Annotated in this window: 15 protein-coding genes; 6 read left to right on the forward strand and 9 right to left on the reverse strand. The window is 63.8% G+C overall.

All coding sequences use genetic code 11. The annotated features are described in order from the left end of the window. The first annotated feature begins 4 nt into the window (after positions 1 to 4). Positions 5 to 664, forward strand: a complete 660-nt coding sequence (locus FJ972_RS24065) for a GntR family transcriptional regulator (protein ID WP_140497561.1) — start codon at positions 5 to 7, stop codon at positions 662 to 664. Next, on the forward strand, positions 661 to 1,536 hold the full coding sequence (locus tag FJ972_RS24070) for an SMP-30/gluconolactonase/LRE family protein (RefSeq protein WP_140514479.1): 876 nt from the start codon (positions 661 to 663) through the stop codon (positions 1,534 to 1,536). The genes FJ972_RS24065 and FJ972_RS24070 overlap by 4 nt, the downstream gene beginning before the upstream one ends. A 6-nt stretch (positions 1,537 to 1,542) precedes the next feature. Here FJ972_RS24070 and FJ972_RS24075 read toward each other — a convergent pair whose 3' ends face one another. Together FJ972_RS24075 and FJ972_RS24080 are read right to left on the reverse strand one after the other, a co-directional pair. Then, positions 1,543 to 2,376, reverse strand: a complete 834-nt coding sequence (locus tag FJ972_RS24075) for an SDR family NAD(P)-dependent oxidoreductase (RefSeq protein WP_226880612.1) — start codon at positions 2,374 to 2,376, stop codon at positions 1,543 to 1,545. 197 nt (positions 2,377 to 2,573) lie between these two features. Then, entirely contained in the window at positions 2,574 to 3,254 is a 681-nt protein-coding gene (locus tag FJ972_RS24080) for a GntR family transcriptional regulator (RefSeq protein ID WP_226880386.1), read from the reverse strand. Positions 3,255 to 3,503: 249 nt separating this feature from the next. Between FJ972_RS24080 and FJ972_RS24085 the strand changes: the two genes are divergently transcribed. Further along, positions 3,504 to 5,000, forward strand: coding sequence for an HAL/PAL/TAL family ammonia-lyase (locus tag FJ972_RS24085; protein ID WP_140525093.1), 1,497 nt, complete (start codon positions 3,504 to 3,506; stop codon positions 4,998 to 5,000). 43 nt (positions 5,001 to 5,043) lie between these two features. On the opposite strand, the gene FJ972_RS24090 is transcribed toward FJ972_RS24085, so the two are convergent. The 6 genes from FJ972_RS24090 to FJ972_RS24115 form a co-directional block, all read right to left on the reverse strand. Next, positions 5,044 to 5,724, reverse strand: a complete 681-nt coding sequence (locus FJ972_RS24090; RefSeq protein WP_140525094.1) for an aspartyl/asparaginyl beta-hydroxylase domain-containing protein — start codon at positions 5,722 to 5,724, stop codon at positions 5,044 to 5,046. A gap of 133 nt (positions 5,725 to 5,857) precedes the next feature. Continuing rightward, positions 5,858 to 6,073, reverse strand: a complete 216-nt coding sequence (locus FJ972_RS24095) for a KTSC domain-containing protein (protein WP_140525095.1) — start codon at positions 6,071 to 6,073, stop codon at positions 5,858 to 5,860. Between the two features lie 164 nt (positions 6,074 to 6,237). Beyond that, complete coding sequence (locus FJ972_RS24100) at positions 6,238 to 7,176, reverse strand: sugar ABC transporter substrate-binding protein (RefSeq protein ID WP_140525096.1); 939 nt, start codon at positions 7,174 to 7,176, stop codon at positions 6,238 to 6,240. A gap of 14 nt (positions 7,177 to 7,190) precedes the next feature. Then, positions 7,191 to 8,186, reverse strand: coding sequence for an ABC transporter permease (locus tag FJ972_RS24105; protein WP_140525162.1), 996 nt, complete (start codon positions 8,184 to 8,186; stop codon positions 7,191 to 7,193). After that, the gene (locus tag FJ972_RS24110; protein ID WP_226880389.1) at positions 8,186 to 9,184 is read right to left on the reverse strand and encodes an ABC transporter permease; all 999 of its coding nucleotides are present in this window, start codon (positions 9,182 to 9,184) and stop codon (positions 8,186 to 8,188) included. The genes FJ972_RS24105 and FJ972_RS24110 overlap by 1 nt, the downstream gene beginning before the upstream one ends. Further along, positions 9,181 to 10,680 (reverse strand): sugar ABC transporter ATP-binding protein, encoded by a 1,500-nt coding sequence (locus tag FJ972_RS24115; protein WP_140525097.1) that lies wholly within the window; start codon positions 10,678 to 10,680, stop codon positions 9,181 to 9,183. The genes FJ972_RS24110 and FJ972_RS24115 overlap by 4 nt, the downstream gene beginning before the upstream one ends. A gap of 310 nt (positions 10,681 to 10,990) precedes the next feature. On the opposite strand from FJ972_RS24115, the gene FJ972_RS24120 reads away from it, so the two are divergent. The 3 genes from FJ972_RS24120 (at position 10,991) to FJ972_RS24130 (ending at position 14,161) form a co-directional block, all read left to right on the forward strand. Then, positions 10,991 to 11,665 carry a GntR family transcriptional regulator gene (locus tag FJ972_RS24120; protein WP_140497544.1) on the forward strand — a complete coding sequence of 225 codons (675 nt, stop codon included), beginning with the start codon at positions 10,991 to 10,993 and terminating at the stop codon, positions 11,663 to 11,665. A 178-nt stretch (positions 11,666 to 11,843) separates the two neighbouring features. Beyond that, complete coding sequence (locus tag FJ972_RS24125) at positions 11,844 to 13,355, forward strand: UxaA family hydrolase (RefSeq protein ID WP_140497541.1); 1,512 nt, start codon at positions 11,844 to 11,846, stop codon at positions 13,353 to 13,355. A gap of 59 nt (positions 13,356 to 13,414) precedes the next feature. Beyond that, positions 13,415 to 14,161 carry an SDR family NAD(P)-dependent oxidoreductase gene (locus FJ972_RS24130; RefSeq protein ID WP_140525098.1) on the forward strand — a complete coding sequence of 249 codons (747 nt, stop codon included), beginning with the start codon at positions 13,415 to 13,417 and terminating at the stop codon, positions 14,159 to 14,161. A 64-nt stretch (positions 14,162 to 14,225) separates the two neighbouring features. On the opposite strand, the gene FJ972_RS24135 is transcribed toward FJ972_RS24130, so the two are convergent. Further along, on the reverse strand, positions 14,226 to 14,753 hold the full coding sequence (locus FJ972_RS24135; RefSeq protein WP_140514462.1) for a hypothetical protein: 528 nt from the start codon (positions 14,751 to 14,753) through the stop codon (positions 14,226 to 14,228). Positions 14,754 to 14,758: the final 5 nt, after the last annotated feature.

Here is a 14,758-nt window from a genome sequence, read left to right on the forward strand (position 1 = left end):
ATGCATGGCGCGTATTCCCGACGTTCAGAAGCTTCTTCGAGACGACATCGTTTCCGGAGCCATTCCATTCGGGGCAAGGCTGAGGATCGACGATCTCGCCGGCCGCTATGGCGTAAGCCACATGCCGGTCCGCGAGGCCTTGCGCGCCTTGAGCGGCACGGGACTGGTCGTGCTGGAACCCAATCGCGGTGCCAGCGTCAGGACGGTCCACATGTCGTTTGTGATCGACCTGTTCGATATCCGCAGCGCCGTCGAAACGATGCTGGCACGGCGCGCCAGCGAAAGGCGCACCGCCGAGCACCTGCGCGATCTGAAGGCCGCGCAGGACATGCTTGAGCAAAGAGTGGCCAGCGACGACTTCCTTGCCGTCCCACATGCCAACAACATCTTTCACGGCGTCATAAACGAGGCGGCCGGCAATCCGGGCGCGCTGTCGATGGTGGATCGCAACTGGCTGCTGGTGGCGGCGATCTGGCAACGCTACGGCTATGACGAGGGGCGCTTCCATGGCGTCATCGACGATCATCGCCACATCATCCGGGCCATAGAGCGCCAGGATGCCGGCTCGGCGGCGACCTTGATGGGCGCGCATATCGAAAAGGCCAAACACGACCTCCTGGCGCGCATCGCCGTCGATCCCAAACCCGATATCGGCCGGCAATGACGGCCGGGTTCGAGGTCGCGGCGTCGACGGGCGATACGCTGGGCGAATCGCCGACATGGCTGGCGCGGGGCGGAGAGCTGTTCTGGGTCGATCTGCGGCGTCCTTGCCTGCACAGGCTGCGGCCCGAGACAGGAGCGGTGACATCGTGGCCGATGCCTGAGGTCATCGGCTCGGTGGTTCCACGAGCATCGGGCGGTGTCGTCGTGGCCTTGCGGCAAGGTCTCCACGCATTTGATCCCGCCAGCGGCGCACTGAGCCTGCTGGCGCGCGTGGAGGATGGGCCGCCCGAGCATCGGCTGAACGACATGAAGTGCGATCCCGGCGGCGGCATAATCTGCGGCAGCATGTGGGACTATGGGCTGCATGCGTCCGGGGCGCTTTACCGGATCGACGCCGCCGGAAGTTCGAGCCGGATCCGCGACGGGATCGCCGTGCCCAATGCGATCGCCTTTGCCCCGGATGGCCGTACCGTCTACTTCACGGATACGCGGCAAGGCGACATAGAGCGGGCGGATTTCGACCCGGCGAGCGGATTTGTGGGGCCGTGGTCTCTGTTCGCCGACCGGCACGCGGCGCCTGGAAAGCCCGACGGCGCCACCGTCGATGCGGACGGCTTCCTCTGGAATGCGCGCTACCAAGGCGGCTCGCTGGCGCGGTTCGCGCCCGATGGCCGGCTCGACAGGCTGGTCCCTCTGCCAGTCACTCAGCCGACCTCCTGCGCCTTCGGCGGTCCAGGCCTGAAGACACTGTACGTGACGACCGCAACGCAGAAGCTGACGGAGGATCAACTGGCCAACGAGCCCCTGGCGGGTTGCCTGCTTGCACTCGACGTCGGCGTGGCGGGACTGCCGGAGCCGGCTTTTGCCGGTTAATCTCGGCTATTGCCAGCCGAGATGGCGGCCACCCGTCGCCTGCAGGTCCGCCCCGGTGATGAAGCTGCCGGCGTCGGAGCAAAGCAGCAACGCCGCTCCCGCCATCTCGCGCGCCTCGCCGGCCCGCTGCATCGGCGCGGACCCCTTCTGGATCTCCGCCCATTTGGCCGCGTCCTCGCGGCGCCAGCGATTGCGCTCGGTAACGACAAGCCCGGGCGACAGGTTGTTGATCGTCACCCCGTGTGGCGCATAATCCTTGGCAAGGTTGAATGACAGATTGTGCTGCGCGCTCTTCAGCGCGGCATAGACGGCGAGATCGGATTCGGGCCGCGTCTGGTTGATGCTGCCGATCGTCAGCACACGGCCCCAGCCATTGTCCTTCATGCCGGGCAAGGCGGCCTGCAGCAATTCGATCGTCGCCTTGAAGTTGATCTGGATCTGGTGCTCGATCTGCTCGGCGGGTAGATGGAGGAAAGGCGTGCGGTACTGGATCGAGGCGCAGACGACAAGCACGTCGACACCGCCCAACGCCTCGATCGCCGCCTGGACACAGCGAGCCGCCTCTCCGGCCCGAGCGAAATCAGCATCGATGGCGACGCCGCGCCTGCCCTTCCCGCGAATTTCACGGACAGCTTCGGCGGCCGCATCCGGCTGCCCGAATGCCACGTCGGCGTCGCGAGCGAAATGGACGGCCACATCGGCGCCCGCCTCGGCAAAAACCCGCACGATCTCACGGCCGATGCTGACGCTGCCGCCGGTCACCAAGGCGCGCCGGCCAGCCATCGTGAAGCGCTCGGCAAGAGCCAGCGCATTCTGGATGTCGATCTCTTCCTTTTGCACCGTCAATAGCCCAGCCTTTCCAATTTGATCACACTTTTATTTGGAGTGCTCTTCAAAACGCATTTTCAGGGAGAAATCCAGAACCAATTCTTCCATTTGATCAAATCAGGCAGGCTGAAAAGCAGCGTCCCTGACGGCAGCGGCTAGACGAAGGCGTACAGCCCGTCACGCGCGCCCATCGGAATTGGACAAAGATTCTAAGATTTTCGCGACAGACCGTCGCCTTCTATGGCGTTGACCAGTGTCTCGCTGCCTTGGCGCAGATGCTGCGTCAAAACGCTGACGGCCTCGCCGGCGTCGCGTCGCCGGCAAGTGGCCAAGAGGTCGCGATGCTCCGTCTGCGAGCGGGCGCGGTAGTCGAGGTTCGACAACAGGATACGGACGTAGCGGTCGGCTGCATTATGGTGCGCCTCGATCAGGCCGAGCAATCGGCGATTGCCGCAGGCGTCATAAAGCGTCAGATGAAAGGCCCGGTTCAGCACGCCCCACCTGCCGACATTGCGCTCGGCATCGATCTGATCGAGCACCTGTTCGGCCTCGTCCAGCTTGCCGCCGGGCAGGCCGGGAATGGAGAGCCGCAGTGCCTCGCACTCGAGCAGTTCGCGCACGGCATAGATCTCTCGGATCTCGTCGCCGTCCATTCTGGCGACGTGCGCACCCTTTGTCGGGTGGATGGACACGATGCCTTCGGCCTCGAGCTGACGAAGCGCGTCCCGGATCGGCATCCGGCTGAAGCCAAACTGCTCGGCCAGATCATCCTGGCGCAACGTCGTGCCGGCCTTCAGGGTCCCGCTGGCAATGGCCTCGCGCAAGACATTGGCGACCTGCTCGGCAACCGTTTGCGGCCTCTCGATCAAGCCTTCGCCAAATCCGCGCAATCCATGCTCCCATTTCACGTATCGTCAGCTTAGGGGAAAGCTTCATTCTCGGATATAGGTATCCATGTGTACGAGAAGAGTTGCAAGCCGGCGGCGATGCACCCGGCATGGACGCGAGATCGCCGCGGCGAAACCTTCGGAACGGGAATGGCTTGCAGTTTGGCCCGCGGAAACAGCAAAACTGGCAGCCGCAAGCCGCATGCGGCCAGGCCGGCGCGGCATTGGCGGCAGCGATCATGGGGGCAGGATATGACACTCAGAATGGTAGTGCTTGACGGCAAGCCGCCCAGTGCGGCTGATGTGGCCGAGGTCGCACGACGCAATGCCCGCCTCGAGTTGGGTGGTCAGGCGATGCGCCGCATCCGCGAGAGCCGTGCGCTCATCGAGCATCTCACGCAACTTGGCAAGCCCATGTATGGCGTCACCACCGGTCTCGGTGCGTGCGTGGATACTCCGCTTGCGCAGGCCGACCTGGTCGCGTTCCAGCATAGCGTACCGCTCAGCCACAGTATGGGCATCGGCCCCGCCCTTCCGACAGAGGCCGTGCGGGCGCTTATGGCCGCAAGGATTTCAGGCATGGCGGCCGGCGGCACCGGCACCTCCGAACATGTGGTCATGGGCCTTGTGGCGGCACTTAACGCCGGGGTTCATCCGGTGATCCCCAGTTGGGGATCGATCGGGGCGGCGGACCTTGCCGCCCTCGGGCATATGGCAAGGGCGCTGCGCGGCGACGGCGAAGCGGAGTTCCAGGGCAAGATCATGCCGTCCGCCGAGGCGCTGGCTCTCGCCGGGCTCGAACCACTCAACCTGCGCGAAAAGGACGGCCACGCCATCATCGTCGCGAACAGCCTTTCGACCGGAACGGCATGCCTGTGCCTGGAAGACGTCGCCCATCTCATCGACTGGTCGCTGGCTGCCGTGGCCCTCAATTATGAGGCATTCCGCTCATCCGTCAGCGCAATCAGCGAGGAGGCGCTGTCAGCCCGCCCGGCATTCGGCCAGCGCGAGATCGGCGCGCGTCTGCGGGCGGAACTGGCGGGAAGCGGCCTGTGGGAGGACAACGCCGCGCGGCGTCTCCAGGACCCGCTCAGCTATCGCTGCGTGCCGCAGGTGTGGGGCGGCCTGCTGCATGCGTTCGAACAGGCGAAGCTGGCGACGGAGATCGAACTGGCTCATTCGGGCGACAACCCGGTTATCCTGCCGGAGATCGAGCGGGTCGTCTCGAACGGCAACTTCGACCTGACGGCGATGACGCTGGCCTGGGAACAGCTCGGCCAGGCGCTTGCGCATTGCGCGGTCGGCACCGCCAACCGTTGCATGAAGCTGATGTCGCCGATAACGGCGGAGCTGCCGCGCTTCCTGTCGGCCAGGGGTGGGAGCCGCCAGGGCTACGCGGAGCTGCAGAAACCGCTTGCCGCGCTGGAAGTCGAGATCCGGCACCTCGCCAACCCGATGTCGCTCAGCCCGCTTGCCGTTTCGGACGGCATCGAGGATCAGTCGTCGATGGCCCCGCGCGTGGTGGCCAAGACAGCCGAAATCGTCGAGCGGCTGCGTTATCTCGTTGCGATGGAACTGATCTTTGCGGCTACGGGGGTGGAATTGCGCGGTGTCGTCGACGGCATGGGCGACGGACCGCAGCGCACCTTCGCCGCCGTGCGCTCCCTTGTCAGCCCGCTTGACGACGACCGCGAAATGAGCACGGACATGACACGGATCGCACGGATGGTGGCGGGCCCACGCGACTGACGCGCCAAGGCGCTCGGCGAGCCCATGGCCCGCGAGCCTCTCCTCACGCAGAAAAGGACACGCCTCTGCGGCGCATGCCTGCCTGCACGCCGTGGACGATCAGGCGTGACAGGATTTCCATGTCGCGCGGCATTCGTGGACGCCAGATATCCAAAAGCAGGGCCACGCGAGGCTTGTCGGCGTTGTTTGTCACTTCGTGAGGGAACGTGTCGTCCCACAACAGACACTCGCCGTCGGCGATCCGCCTCTCCTGATGATTGATCATCATGACCGTCGCCGGACGACCATCTGCCTGTCGAGGGATTACCAGGCCGAGATGGAACCTCATTATGCCCCTGAAAGGGCCGCGATGGCTGGGAATGTGCTTGCCCGGAGCCAGGAAAGAGATCGCCGCCGACTTCACCTCAGGGCATTCTGCAAGCAGCCGGTCGAGGACCGGCATTCGCGCGAGGTTTTGCGGAACCGCGACATCGTAGGCCTTGAGCACGAACATACGCCAGTCGCGACCGTCATTGGCCGAGATGTCGGCCTGTTCAGGCATGATGTCGTGGAAGCGGGGCGCCTTGCCCACGGCAAGCGCTTCGTCGCGGATGGCCTGCCAGGCGGCCGTGAACTTGGTGGCGTTTGGAAATTCGCTGGCGGTATCGAGGATCGCCGGCGCGTCGATGCGCTTTTCGTAGATCCGCCGCACCAGACCGGATGCAAGATCGTAAACTTGAGACATTTCATGGCCTCGAGGACATCATGAAACGAATATCCGGCAATTAAGTTGCTGATCTTGTTCGGCGTATGCCTGTCGGCACGAATTCGTGACCGACGAACAGTCCCGCGATCCCACGCTTTGTTGCTGGCGTGCATCAGCGTTCAGGGGCGCGTTCGACCAGACGAAACCTGTAGCGATCCCGTATGAATTCATTGAAGAAGCGTCCCTTGGAAGAGGCGGCTTTGAAGGCAGCGTAGGTCTCGGGCTCCACGTCTTCGTAGTCATAGCGGTTTCCGCTCGGTACGAACCAGACCGAAAGCACCCTGGTGGCGGGATGGTACTGTGTGCTGCGGATGGCCGTAGAAGGCATTGGCGTTCTCCCGGATGGATAATCCGGGGCGCAAACGGAAGTTCCAACTGTGCCGCGCAGCCTTGGCTGGCAGGCCTTCCTATAGTGAGCAGCGCAGCCGGATCGTCCGTCCGCGCCAGAAGACGAAGGAGCCGGCCCGGTTCTGCCGAGCCGGCCCCAAGGGATCAGAACGCCGGCTCGACCGCGTTGACATTGTCCTTGGTGACGACCGTCAGCGGGATCGGCAAACGGTCCTTGACCTCCTTGCCGTCCATGATCTCCGCCATGGTGTCGATCGCCAGGCGGCCGTCCTCGACCGGCGACTGCACGATGGTGGAGTACATTTCGTTGGTGCGGATCGATTCGAACGCGTCCTTCTGGCCGTTGATGCCGACGATCGGCGGTGCCGCCTTGGACGGATTGGCCTCCTTCCAGGCGTCGATGAAGCCGCGCGCCATGGTGTCGTCATTGGCGTAGACGCCGCTGATCTGGTCGCCGAAACGGGTGATCAGGTCGCGGCTGACCACCAGCGCCTTCTGCTGGTCGAAATCGGCATTGACCGTATCGAGCACCTTGATGTCGGCGCTGGTTTCCTTGAGACGATCGGTGAAGCCGCCGACGCGGCCGATCGTCGTGCCGTTGCCGGCCTGGCCGGCGATGATGACGACGGAACCCTTGCCGCCAAGCGCCTTGCTGAGCGAGTCGGCCGCAAGCTTGCCTTCCTCGTAAACGTCGGGCCCGGTGAACGACTTGATGAACGGCTTGGCATCGTCGCTCATCGGCGAGTTGATGAGGATCGCGGGAATGTTCGCCTGCTGTGCGCGGGCGAGGCCCGGTATGTAGGCCTGCGGGTCGAGCGGCCACAGGATGATGCCGTCAACCTTGCGCGCGACGCAGGTGTTGAGCTGCTCCGTGCCCTTCTGGACGTCGAAATCCTGGCTGAGGCTCAGGATCTCGATGCCGAGTTCGCCAGCGCGCGCCTGGAGCGCCTTGTTGGCCGGCGTCGCATAGGCATGCGAATCCGCGGCCGTGACGTAGCAGACCGTCTTTGCACTGGCCCAGCCCGTCGAGGCCAATATTACCGCCATGGCGGTAATGTGGAGCATGCTTTTCTTGCCAATCATAGGTTTCCTCCCGATCATGTATTTCCTCCTTGAGTGATTGGATTGTCGCGAATGAGCGCGGGGCCTGTGCCCGGCGCCCTCCCCTTGGTAGTCACGGCCCGATCGAGCACGACGAGCAGGATCAGGATAAGCCCCGACACGACCTGCTGGACGTATGCGGGAACGGATTGGAACTCCATCGCGATGGTCAGCGAGCCGATCGTCAGCACGCCGCCAAGCGTGCCGAGCGCGGATCCCTTGCCGCCTTCGAGGCGGGTTCCGCCGACCACGACCGCGGCAATGACGGCGACTGTCAGTTCCGAGCCGAAGACGGGCGAACCGGTGTTGGTGACGAGGCTCTGGAGAACGCCTGCGAGACCGGCGAGCGTCCCGGCGAAGACGAAGCCCAGAAAAACGATGCGATCGGAGGCGATACCGCTCTCCTTGGCCGCCGCCGGATTGGACCCGACCGCAAAGACATTTCGGCCCGGTATGGTACGCGTCAGCCAGACATGCAGCAGCACGATTAGAACGATGAACAGCGCACTGCGGATGGTGAAGATTTCGAGATGAATCTTGGCGAACGCCAGCGAAAGCATGATGTCGGTGCCGGTCACCGGCTGGCTGTTGGTGATCCAATGCGCGAGCGAGCGGAAGATCAGCATCGTCGCCAGCGTCAGCACCAGCGAGTTCACCTTCAGCCCGACGACCAGCGCGCCGTTGATGGCGCCTGCCAGCATGCCGACCAGGATACCGACAAATGCGGCAGGCAGGATGCCGATCTCGCGCTGCAGGATGACCGACATGATCCCCGCCAGCGCGAACACCGCGCCGCCGGAGAGGTCGATCTGGCCGGCGACCAGAAGCACCGTAAGTCCAATGGCGATCAGGCCGATCGTCGCCGCCCGGTCGAGGCCGAGTCCGAGGGTCGATGCGGAGAAATAACCCGGAACCGCCAGGGCGGAAATGATCAGCGTCAGGCCGAGGATGATCATCACCCTGTGCCGCGAGGCAAGCGCCAGGAACCTCATCACGCCACCCCCCTCTTGCGCAATGCCGCGTCCATGCCGACGGCGCCGACGATCAGGATGCCGAGGACAAAACCCTGGATCGCCGTGCGCACGCCGTCGAGCACCATGACGTTGGTCAGAAGCTGCACGAAGATCAGGCCCGCGATCGCCCTCGGCACCGAGCCGAAACCGCCGATGATCGACACGCCGCCGACCACGACCGCGGTGATGGCGCTGAACTCGTAGCCGGCGCCGATCAGCGGCCGCGCGCTTTGCAAGGTCAGGCCCAGCAGGCCGCCGCTGACGCCCGAAGCCAACGCCGTGATCACGAACGCACCGGCCTTCACCGCCTCCACCGGCACCGCGCTCGCCTCGGCGGCGCTGTAATTGCCGCCCGTGGCGAGCGTCCACCTGCCCCAGAAGGAGCGCGAGAGGACGATATGGCCTATGAGGGCGATCAGCAGGAAAATCAGCACCACGACCGGGACGCCGAAGAGCCGGCCCTTGGCGAATTCGGCCGAAGCGGGATTGTTGCCATAGACGATGACGCCGCCGACGGCCGCCTGCACGATGCCCAGCCCGATGGTGCCGATGCCGAGCGTGGCGATGATGGGATTGATACCGACATAGCCGACCAGCACGCCGTTGAGCAGGCCGATAAGGCCCGCAAGCGCCACCGCCAGGACGAAGGCAGGAACCGGCCCGATCATTGGCTGCAGCCCGAGCGAGAGGATGGCCCCGCAGGCGATGGTGGCCGGCACCGACAGGTCCGCCAAGCCGCCTGCCACAAGCACGAAAGTCATGCCGACGACGACGATGCCGACAATGGACATCGAGGTCAGGACGTTGAGCAGATTGCCTGTGGTGAAGAAGGCGGGGCTGACGAATGAGCCGTAGAGCACCACTGCAAGGATAGCGAAGCCAAGCCCCGCCTTGGACAGGACATCGGCAAGCCTGCTGCCGCGCGTGAAGCGGTCATTGCGGTTCGCCCCGCTGGTCTCCATGGCCGCATCAGTCATGCAGCCTCCCCCGTCGCCAGCGCCATGATGCGCTCCTCGCTCAGTTCGGCGCGGGCGAGCGCCTCCGATGCGCGGCCGTCGCGCATCACAACGACGCGATCGCAGACGCCGAGGATTTCGGGCAGTTCCGACGAGATCATCACCACCGCCATGCCGTCGGCGACAAGCCGGCCGATGATGCTGTGGATCTCGGCCTTGGCGCCGACGTCGACGCCGCGCGTCGGCTCGTCGAGAATGAGCACGGAGGGCTTGGCCGCGAGCCATTTGGCGATGACCGCCTTCTGCTGGTTGCCTCCCGACAACAGGTTGATGCGCCGCTCCCCGTCGGGCGGCGAAATGGAAAACTGCTTCACATAGGTCGTCGCCAGCGAACGGTCGGCGCTGCGCCTGATACGGCCGAAGCTGGTCAGACGCCGCAATATCGACAGGCTGATGTTCTCGCGGACCGACATGCCCGGAATGATGCCGTCGCCCTTGCGGTCCTCGGGGACGTAGGCGATCCCGGCTCGCACCGCCTCGGAAGGAGAGTTGATGGCGACCTTGCGCCCGTAGACGCTGACCGTTCCCTCCACCAGCCGCGACAGGCCGAAGATGGCGCGTGCTACCTCGGTGCGACCCGCCCCGACCAGTCCGGTCAAGCCCAGTATCTCCCCGGCGCGCACATCGAAGCTGACATCACTGAAATGCGCCCCGTCGCCGATGCGTTCGACACGCAGCACGGACTTGCCGATCGCGGCCGGGCTTTTCGGGAACACGTTGGCGACCTCGCGGCCAACCATCAGCCTGATCATCTCGGCCGCGGTTATGCCGTCGATCGGACGGGTTTCGATCATTGAGCCGTCGCGCAGCACGGTCACCTCGTCGGCGATCTCGAGAACCTCCTTCAGCCTATGGCTGATGTAGACGATGGCGATGCCGTCATCGCGCATCTTGCGAAGGATCCGGAACAGCGCCGCGGTTTCGTGCTCGCTCAGGCTCGATGTCGGCTCGTCCAGCACGATGATCCTGGGCTGCGCCGCATAGGCCTTGGCGATCTCGACCAGTTGCTGCTGGCTGATGGACAGGTCGCCGAGCCGCGCGCGCGGGTTGATGGCCGCGCCCAGCTCGTGGAGGACGGCGGCGGCCTTCCTGACCATTTCGCCCTTGTGCAGCCAGCTCCATTTGCCGGGCATGCGGCCGAGATAGACGTTCTCCGCGACGGTCAGGTCGGGAACAAGATTGATCTCCTGGTGCACCATGCGGATGCCGAGCGCCTGGGCGTCGGCGGGACGCCGCATGCGCACTTCGGCGCCGCCGACGAGGATCGTGCCGGCGGTCGGAGCGTAGGATCCGTTGAGCACCTTCATCAGCGTCGATTTGCCGGCGCCATTCTCGCCGACGACCGCATGGACGGTGCCGAACCGGACGGCGAAATTGACGTTCGACAGGGCCTTCACGCCGGGAAAACTCTTGGAGATGCCTCTCATGTCCAGGGCACAATCGGCGGCGGCACTCATCTAGGCTTGGTCCTCCCTGGTAGCATGCGGGCAGCGTTATGTTAGTATAATGCACTTCAAGGCACGGTTCGGCCCACCTCGAGCCCGCCCGAAGGCCCCTTTCAGCGCATCCGCACCAGGCACTTCACCATAGGCTGAAAATCACGCAACGGGCGGCACTATTGCACTAATATAATAGTTCTGGCAAGCTGGATCTGACCGCTCCGTCACTGGCGTCGGATCGCAACGAACCCCGCGTCGCAAGCAGGTGCATTCCGTTTGACATTCGAATAATTTTGCCATTTCAGGTGGACGAACGATGGGATTTTCCATGGATCTAGATCCTTCGACCCTCAATCGAGCCCTCCCGCTGCGCGACCAGATCTACAACAAGATCCGCAACATGATCGTCGTCGGACGGCTGAAACCGGGTGAGGTCATCAATGAGATCGCAATTGCCGAAGCGCTGGGCGTCTCGCGCACGCCCGTGCGCGAAGCGGTCAAACGCATCAGCGACGAAGGGCTCGTCAAGATCCTGGCGCAGACCGGCACCTACGTTGCTCCCATCAGCCGGGCCGACCTCGAGGAAGCCTATGTCATCCGGCGTGCATTGGAGATGGAGAGCGCCAGGCGCGCCGCCGCCAAGCTGACGCCGGCTGCCTGTGAATTGCTGGAAGACAACATGGCCGCGCATAAGCTCGCCATTGCGCGCGGCAGGTACGCCACAGCGATTCAGCTCGACGACGTCTTTCACCGCACCATTGCTGAAATATGCGGCTTGCCGATGATCTGGCGCGCCGTCGACATCTCAAAGGCGCAGATGGATCGCGGCCGCTATCTCGCCATTCCGAAGCCCGGCTATGGCGAGCAGACGATCGAGCAGCACGAGGCCATTCTGGACGCGCTGAAGCGTCACGACGCCGAGGGCGCCGCACAGGCAATGGAGCATCACCTCGAGACGTCATTTCGCAACACGCTCGAAGTCGCCGCCGAGCTTCTCGACTGACGACCTCGACTGAGCGCTGAGACGGGCGGCGCAGGTTTGAGGTCCCGAACCTGGCATCCGACCGGCTTGCCGATGCCTGGTGAGCCGTGTTCGCAGCTTGACCGTTGACAATCTATTATATTAGTATTCCGATCCATTCGGCGGCATTGTGCCGACGGGGGCTTTTTCAGAGTTTGTAATGGCGCGGTTCATCCAGCTTTCGCATGCCGACAACATCCTTCTGGCGATCGATCCGTTGATGATCGGCGACAAGGCAGGCGACATGCCCGCGAAGGCGCGCATACCGCGCGGCCACAAGATGGCGATCCGCGACATCGCTTCGGACGAGCCGGTCGTGAAATATGGGCAGACCATCGGATTCGCCCGCGGACCGATCGCCGCCGGCGATTGGGTTCACGAGCACAATGTATATCTGCGCAATTTCGAACGCGACTATCTGTTCGGCACCAACGCCAGGCAAACGCCTGTCGTCCCTGAAGCCGAGCGCGCGAGCTTCATGGGTTACCGCAGGCCGAGCGGCAAGGTCGGGACGCGCAACTTCATCGCTGTCCTGACCTCGGTAAATTGTTCGGCCAGCGTCGCCCGCTTCATCGTAGAAGAGGTCAACCGCTGCGGCATCCTGCGCGACTATCCCAATGTCGACGGCGTGATCTCGCTCGTCCATGGCACTGGCTGCGGCATTGACACCAAAGGCCCCGCTTACGACCTCTTGAAGCGCACGCAGTGGGGTTTTGCCACGAACCCCAATGTCGGCGGCGTGCTGATGGTTGGGCTCGGCTGCGAGGCGTTCCAGATTCCGCGCTGGATGCAGTCCTACAATATCGAGGAGAGCACGACCTTCCGCACGATGACGATCCAGGAGACTGGCGGCACACGCAAGACGGTCGAGGCAGGGGTCAAGGCGATCGTCGATATGCTGCCCATGGTCAACGCCGCGCAAAGGACGCCACAACCGGCCTCCGAACTGGTGCTCGCGCTGCAATGCGGCGGGTCGGACGGCTATTCCGGCATCAGCGCCAATCCGGCGCTTGGCGCCGCCGTGGACCTGCTTGTCGCGCAAGGCGGCACGGCGGTGCTGTCCGAGACGCCGGAGATCTACGGCGCCGAACATCTGCTCACCATGCGTGCGGAAAACCGCGCGGTCGGCGAGAAGCTGATCGAGCGTATCCGCTGGTGGGAGGACTACACAGCCAAGCACGACATGGAGATGAACAACAACCCGTCTCCCGGCAACAAGCTCGGCGGGTTGACGACGATCCTGGAGAAGTCGCTCGGCGCGTCCGCCAAGGGCGGGACGACCAATCTGCGCGCGGTGCTGGAATATGCCGAACCGATCAACGAACGCGGCCTCGTCTTCATGGACACGCCCGGCTACGATCCGGTTTCGGCAACCGGCCAGGTCGCCGGCGGCGCGAACATATTGTGCTTCACCACCGGGCGCGGTTCGGCCTTCGGCTGCAAGCCGACGCCCTCGATCAAGCTTGCCTCCAATTCCTTCATTTTCGAGCAGATGCGCGAGGACATGGACATCAATTGCGGGGACATCCTCGACGGCGTCACGCTGGACGACAAAGGCCAGGAGATCTTCGCAGAGATCCTGCGCGTGGCATCGGGCGCGCGTACCAAATCGGAATCGCTGGGCTACGGCGACAATGAGTTCGTGCCTTGGAACCTCGGCGCTACCATGTAGCGACATCGCCCGCCCGCAACAGGCAACCTCAATTCACTCAACCAGAAAGAACGCCCGGCATGAACAGGATCGATCTTGACGGCCAACACGCCGTGATCACTGGAGGCGCGCAAGGCCTCGGCTTCGCGATGGCCAAACGTTTCGTCGCCTCCGGCGCGACGGTCACCTTATGGGACGTCGACGAGGCGCGCCTCGAAACGGCCAAGCGCGACCTTGGCAAGGCCGCCACGACGCTGGTCGTCGATATTGCGAATTGGGAGACGGTGGACGCCGCGCGGGCGAAAACCGAGGAGAGCGCCGGCAAAATCTCCATCCTGGTCAATTCTGCCGGCATTGCCGGTCCCGCCGCCCCGCTCGACAGCTACGACATAGAGACGTGGAAGAAGATCATCGACATCAACGTCAACGGCACCTTCTACGTCAACCGCGCCGTGGTGCCCGGGATGAAGGCGCGCAATTACGGGCGGATCGTCAACATCGCTTCCGTCGCTGGCAAGGAAGGCAATCCCAACGCCGCCGCCTATTCCGCTTCGAAGGCGGCGGTCATCGGCATGACCAAATCGCTCGGCAAGGAGCTCGCGCAGTATGACATTGCGGTCAACTGCATCTCGCCGGCCACCGCGCAGACCCGAATCCTCGAACAACTCACGCCCGAGCACATCGAATACATGCGCTCGCGCATTCCACGCGGCCGTCTGCTGGAGGTCGACGAGGCCGCCGCCATGGTCGCTTGGCTCGTCTCAAAGGAAAACAGCTTCACCACCGCCTCGACCTTCGACCTGTCGGGCGGGCGCACGACCTATTAGTCGAATACCCGCGCGCCGCGAAGCGTCTGCGCCGCGGCGCGCCGGTACACCGGCACTTGCTGCCTCACGGAGATGCGGCCGCGTCGCCTGCGAAGACTCGAGCTGCCTGGATCTGGGGGCGCACCATCAGGTAGAACGCGACGACGTGCGTGATCATCAGCAGTGGGACATAGATTACGGGGATCGCGTATGCAGCGCCCAACTGCCCCGCCAGCTCAGGAAGACCGGCTTGGCTGCCGTGATAGTAGTCGACGGCGATATCGATCGTCCCCACGAGATTGAACGCGACGACGGACAACCAGAACAGCGGACGTATCCTCGTCGTCAAAAGCGCCAGCATGGCCAACACTCCGGTTGCGAAGTCGCCATAGGCGGCGAAGGTGGCGAAATCAGCCGGCAAATCGCGCCCGACGACGCCTGGAACGATGAAGACAAGCCCGAAGAAGCGGAAGCTGTGCAGCGTGGCGATGGCACGTTGCGCCTCGACCAGGTTGACGGATCTGAGCCGGGGCAAGACATACACGCCGACGCAGAGCAGCCAAGGCACGTAGCCTAGAGCGAGATGTAACAGGAAAATGGTTGCAGGCGACATATGGC

It is taken from the genome of Mesorhizobium sp. B2-1-1, from assembly GCF_006442975.2.
Taxonomy (GTDB): Bacteria; Pseudomonadota; Alphaproteobacteria; order Rhizobiales; family Rhizobiaceae; genus Mesorhizobium.

Excerpts from the sequence above, each read along its gene's own strand:
- FJ972_RS24085 (WP_140525093.1), top strand. The coding sequence starts at position 3,504 with ATGACACTCAGAATGGTAGTGCTTGACGGCAAGCCGCCCAGTGCGGCT.
- FJ972_RS24130 (WP_140525098.1), top strand. The coding sequence starts at position 13,415 with ATGAACAGGATCGATCTTGACGGCCAACACGCCGTGATCACTGGAGGC.
- FJ972_RS24070 (WP_140514479.1), top strand. The coding sequence starts at position 661 with ATGACGGCCGGGTTCGAGGTCGCGGCGTCGACGGGCGATACGCTGGGC.
- FJ972_RS24135 (WP_140514462.1), bottom strand. The coding sequence starts at position 14,753 with ATGTCGCCTGCAACCATTTTCCTGTTACATCTCGCTCTAGGCTACGTG.
- FJ972_RS24125 (WP_140497541.1), top strand. The coding sequence starts at position 11,844 with ATGGCGCGGTTCATCCAGCTTTCGCATGCCGACAACATCCTTCTGGCG.
- FJ972_RS24120 (WP_140497544.1), top strand. The coding sequence starts at position 10,991 with ATGGATCTAGATCCTTCGACCCTCAATCGAGCCCTCCCGCTGCGCGAC.
- FJ972_RS24115 (WP_140525097.1), bottom strand. The coding sequence starts at position 10,680 with ATGAGTGCCGCCGCCGATTGTGCCCTGGACATGAGAGGCATCTCCAAG.
- FJ972_RS24105 (WP_140525162.1), bottom strand. The coding sequence starts at position 8,186 with ATGAGGTTCCTGGCGCTTGCCTCGCGGCACAGGGTGATGATCATCCTC.
- FJ972_RS24095 (WP_140525095.1), bottom strand. The coding sequence starts at position 6,073 with ATGCCTTCTACGGCCATCCGCAGCACACAGTACCATCCCGCCACCAGG.
- FJ972_RS24100 (WP_140525096.1), bottom strand. The coding sequence starts at position 7,176 with ATGATTGGCAAGAAAAGCATGCTCCACATTACCGCCATGGCGGTAATA.
- FJ972_RS24090 (WP_140525094.1), bottom strand. The coding sequence starts at position 5,724 with ATGTCTCAAGTTTACGATCTTGCATCCGGTCTGGTGCGGCGGATCTAC.
- FJ972_RS24065 (WP_140497561.1), top strand. The coding sequence starts at position 5 with ATGGCGCGTATTCCCGACGTTCAGAAGCTTCTTCGAGACGACATCGTT.
- FJ972_RS24110 (WP_226880389.1), bottom strand. The coding sequence starts at position 9,184 with ATGACTGATGCGGCCATGGAGACCAGCGGGGCGAACCGCAATGACCGC.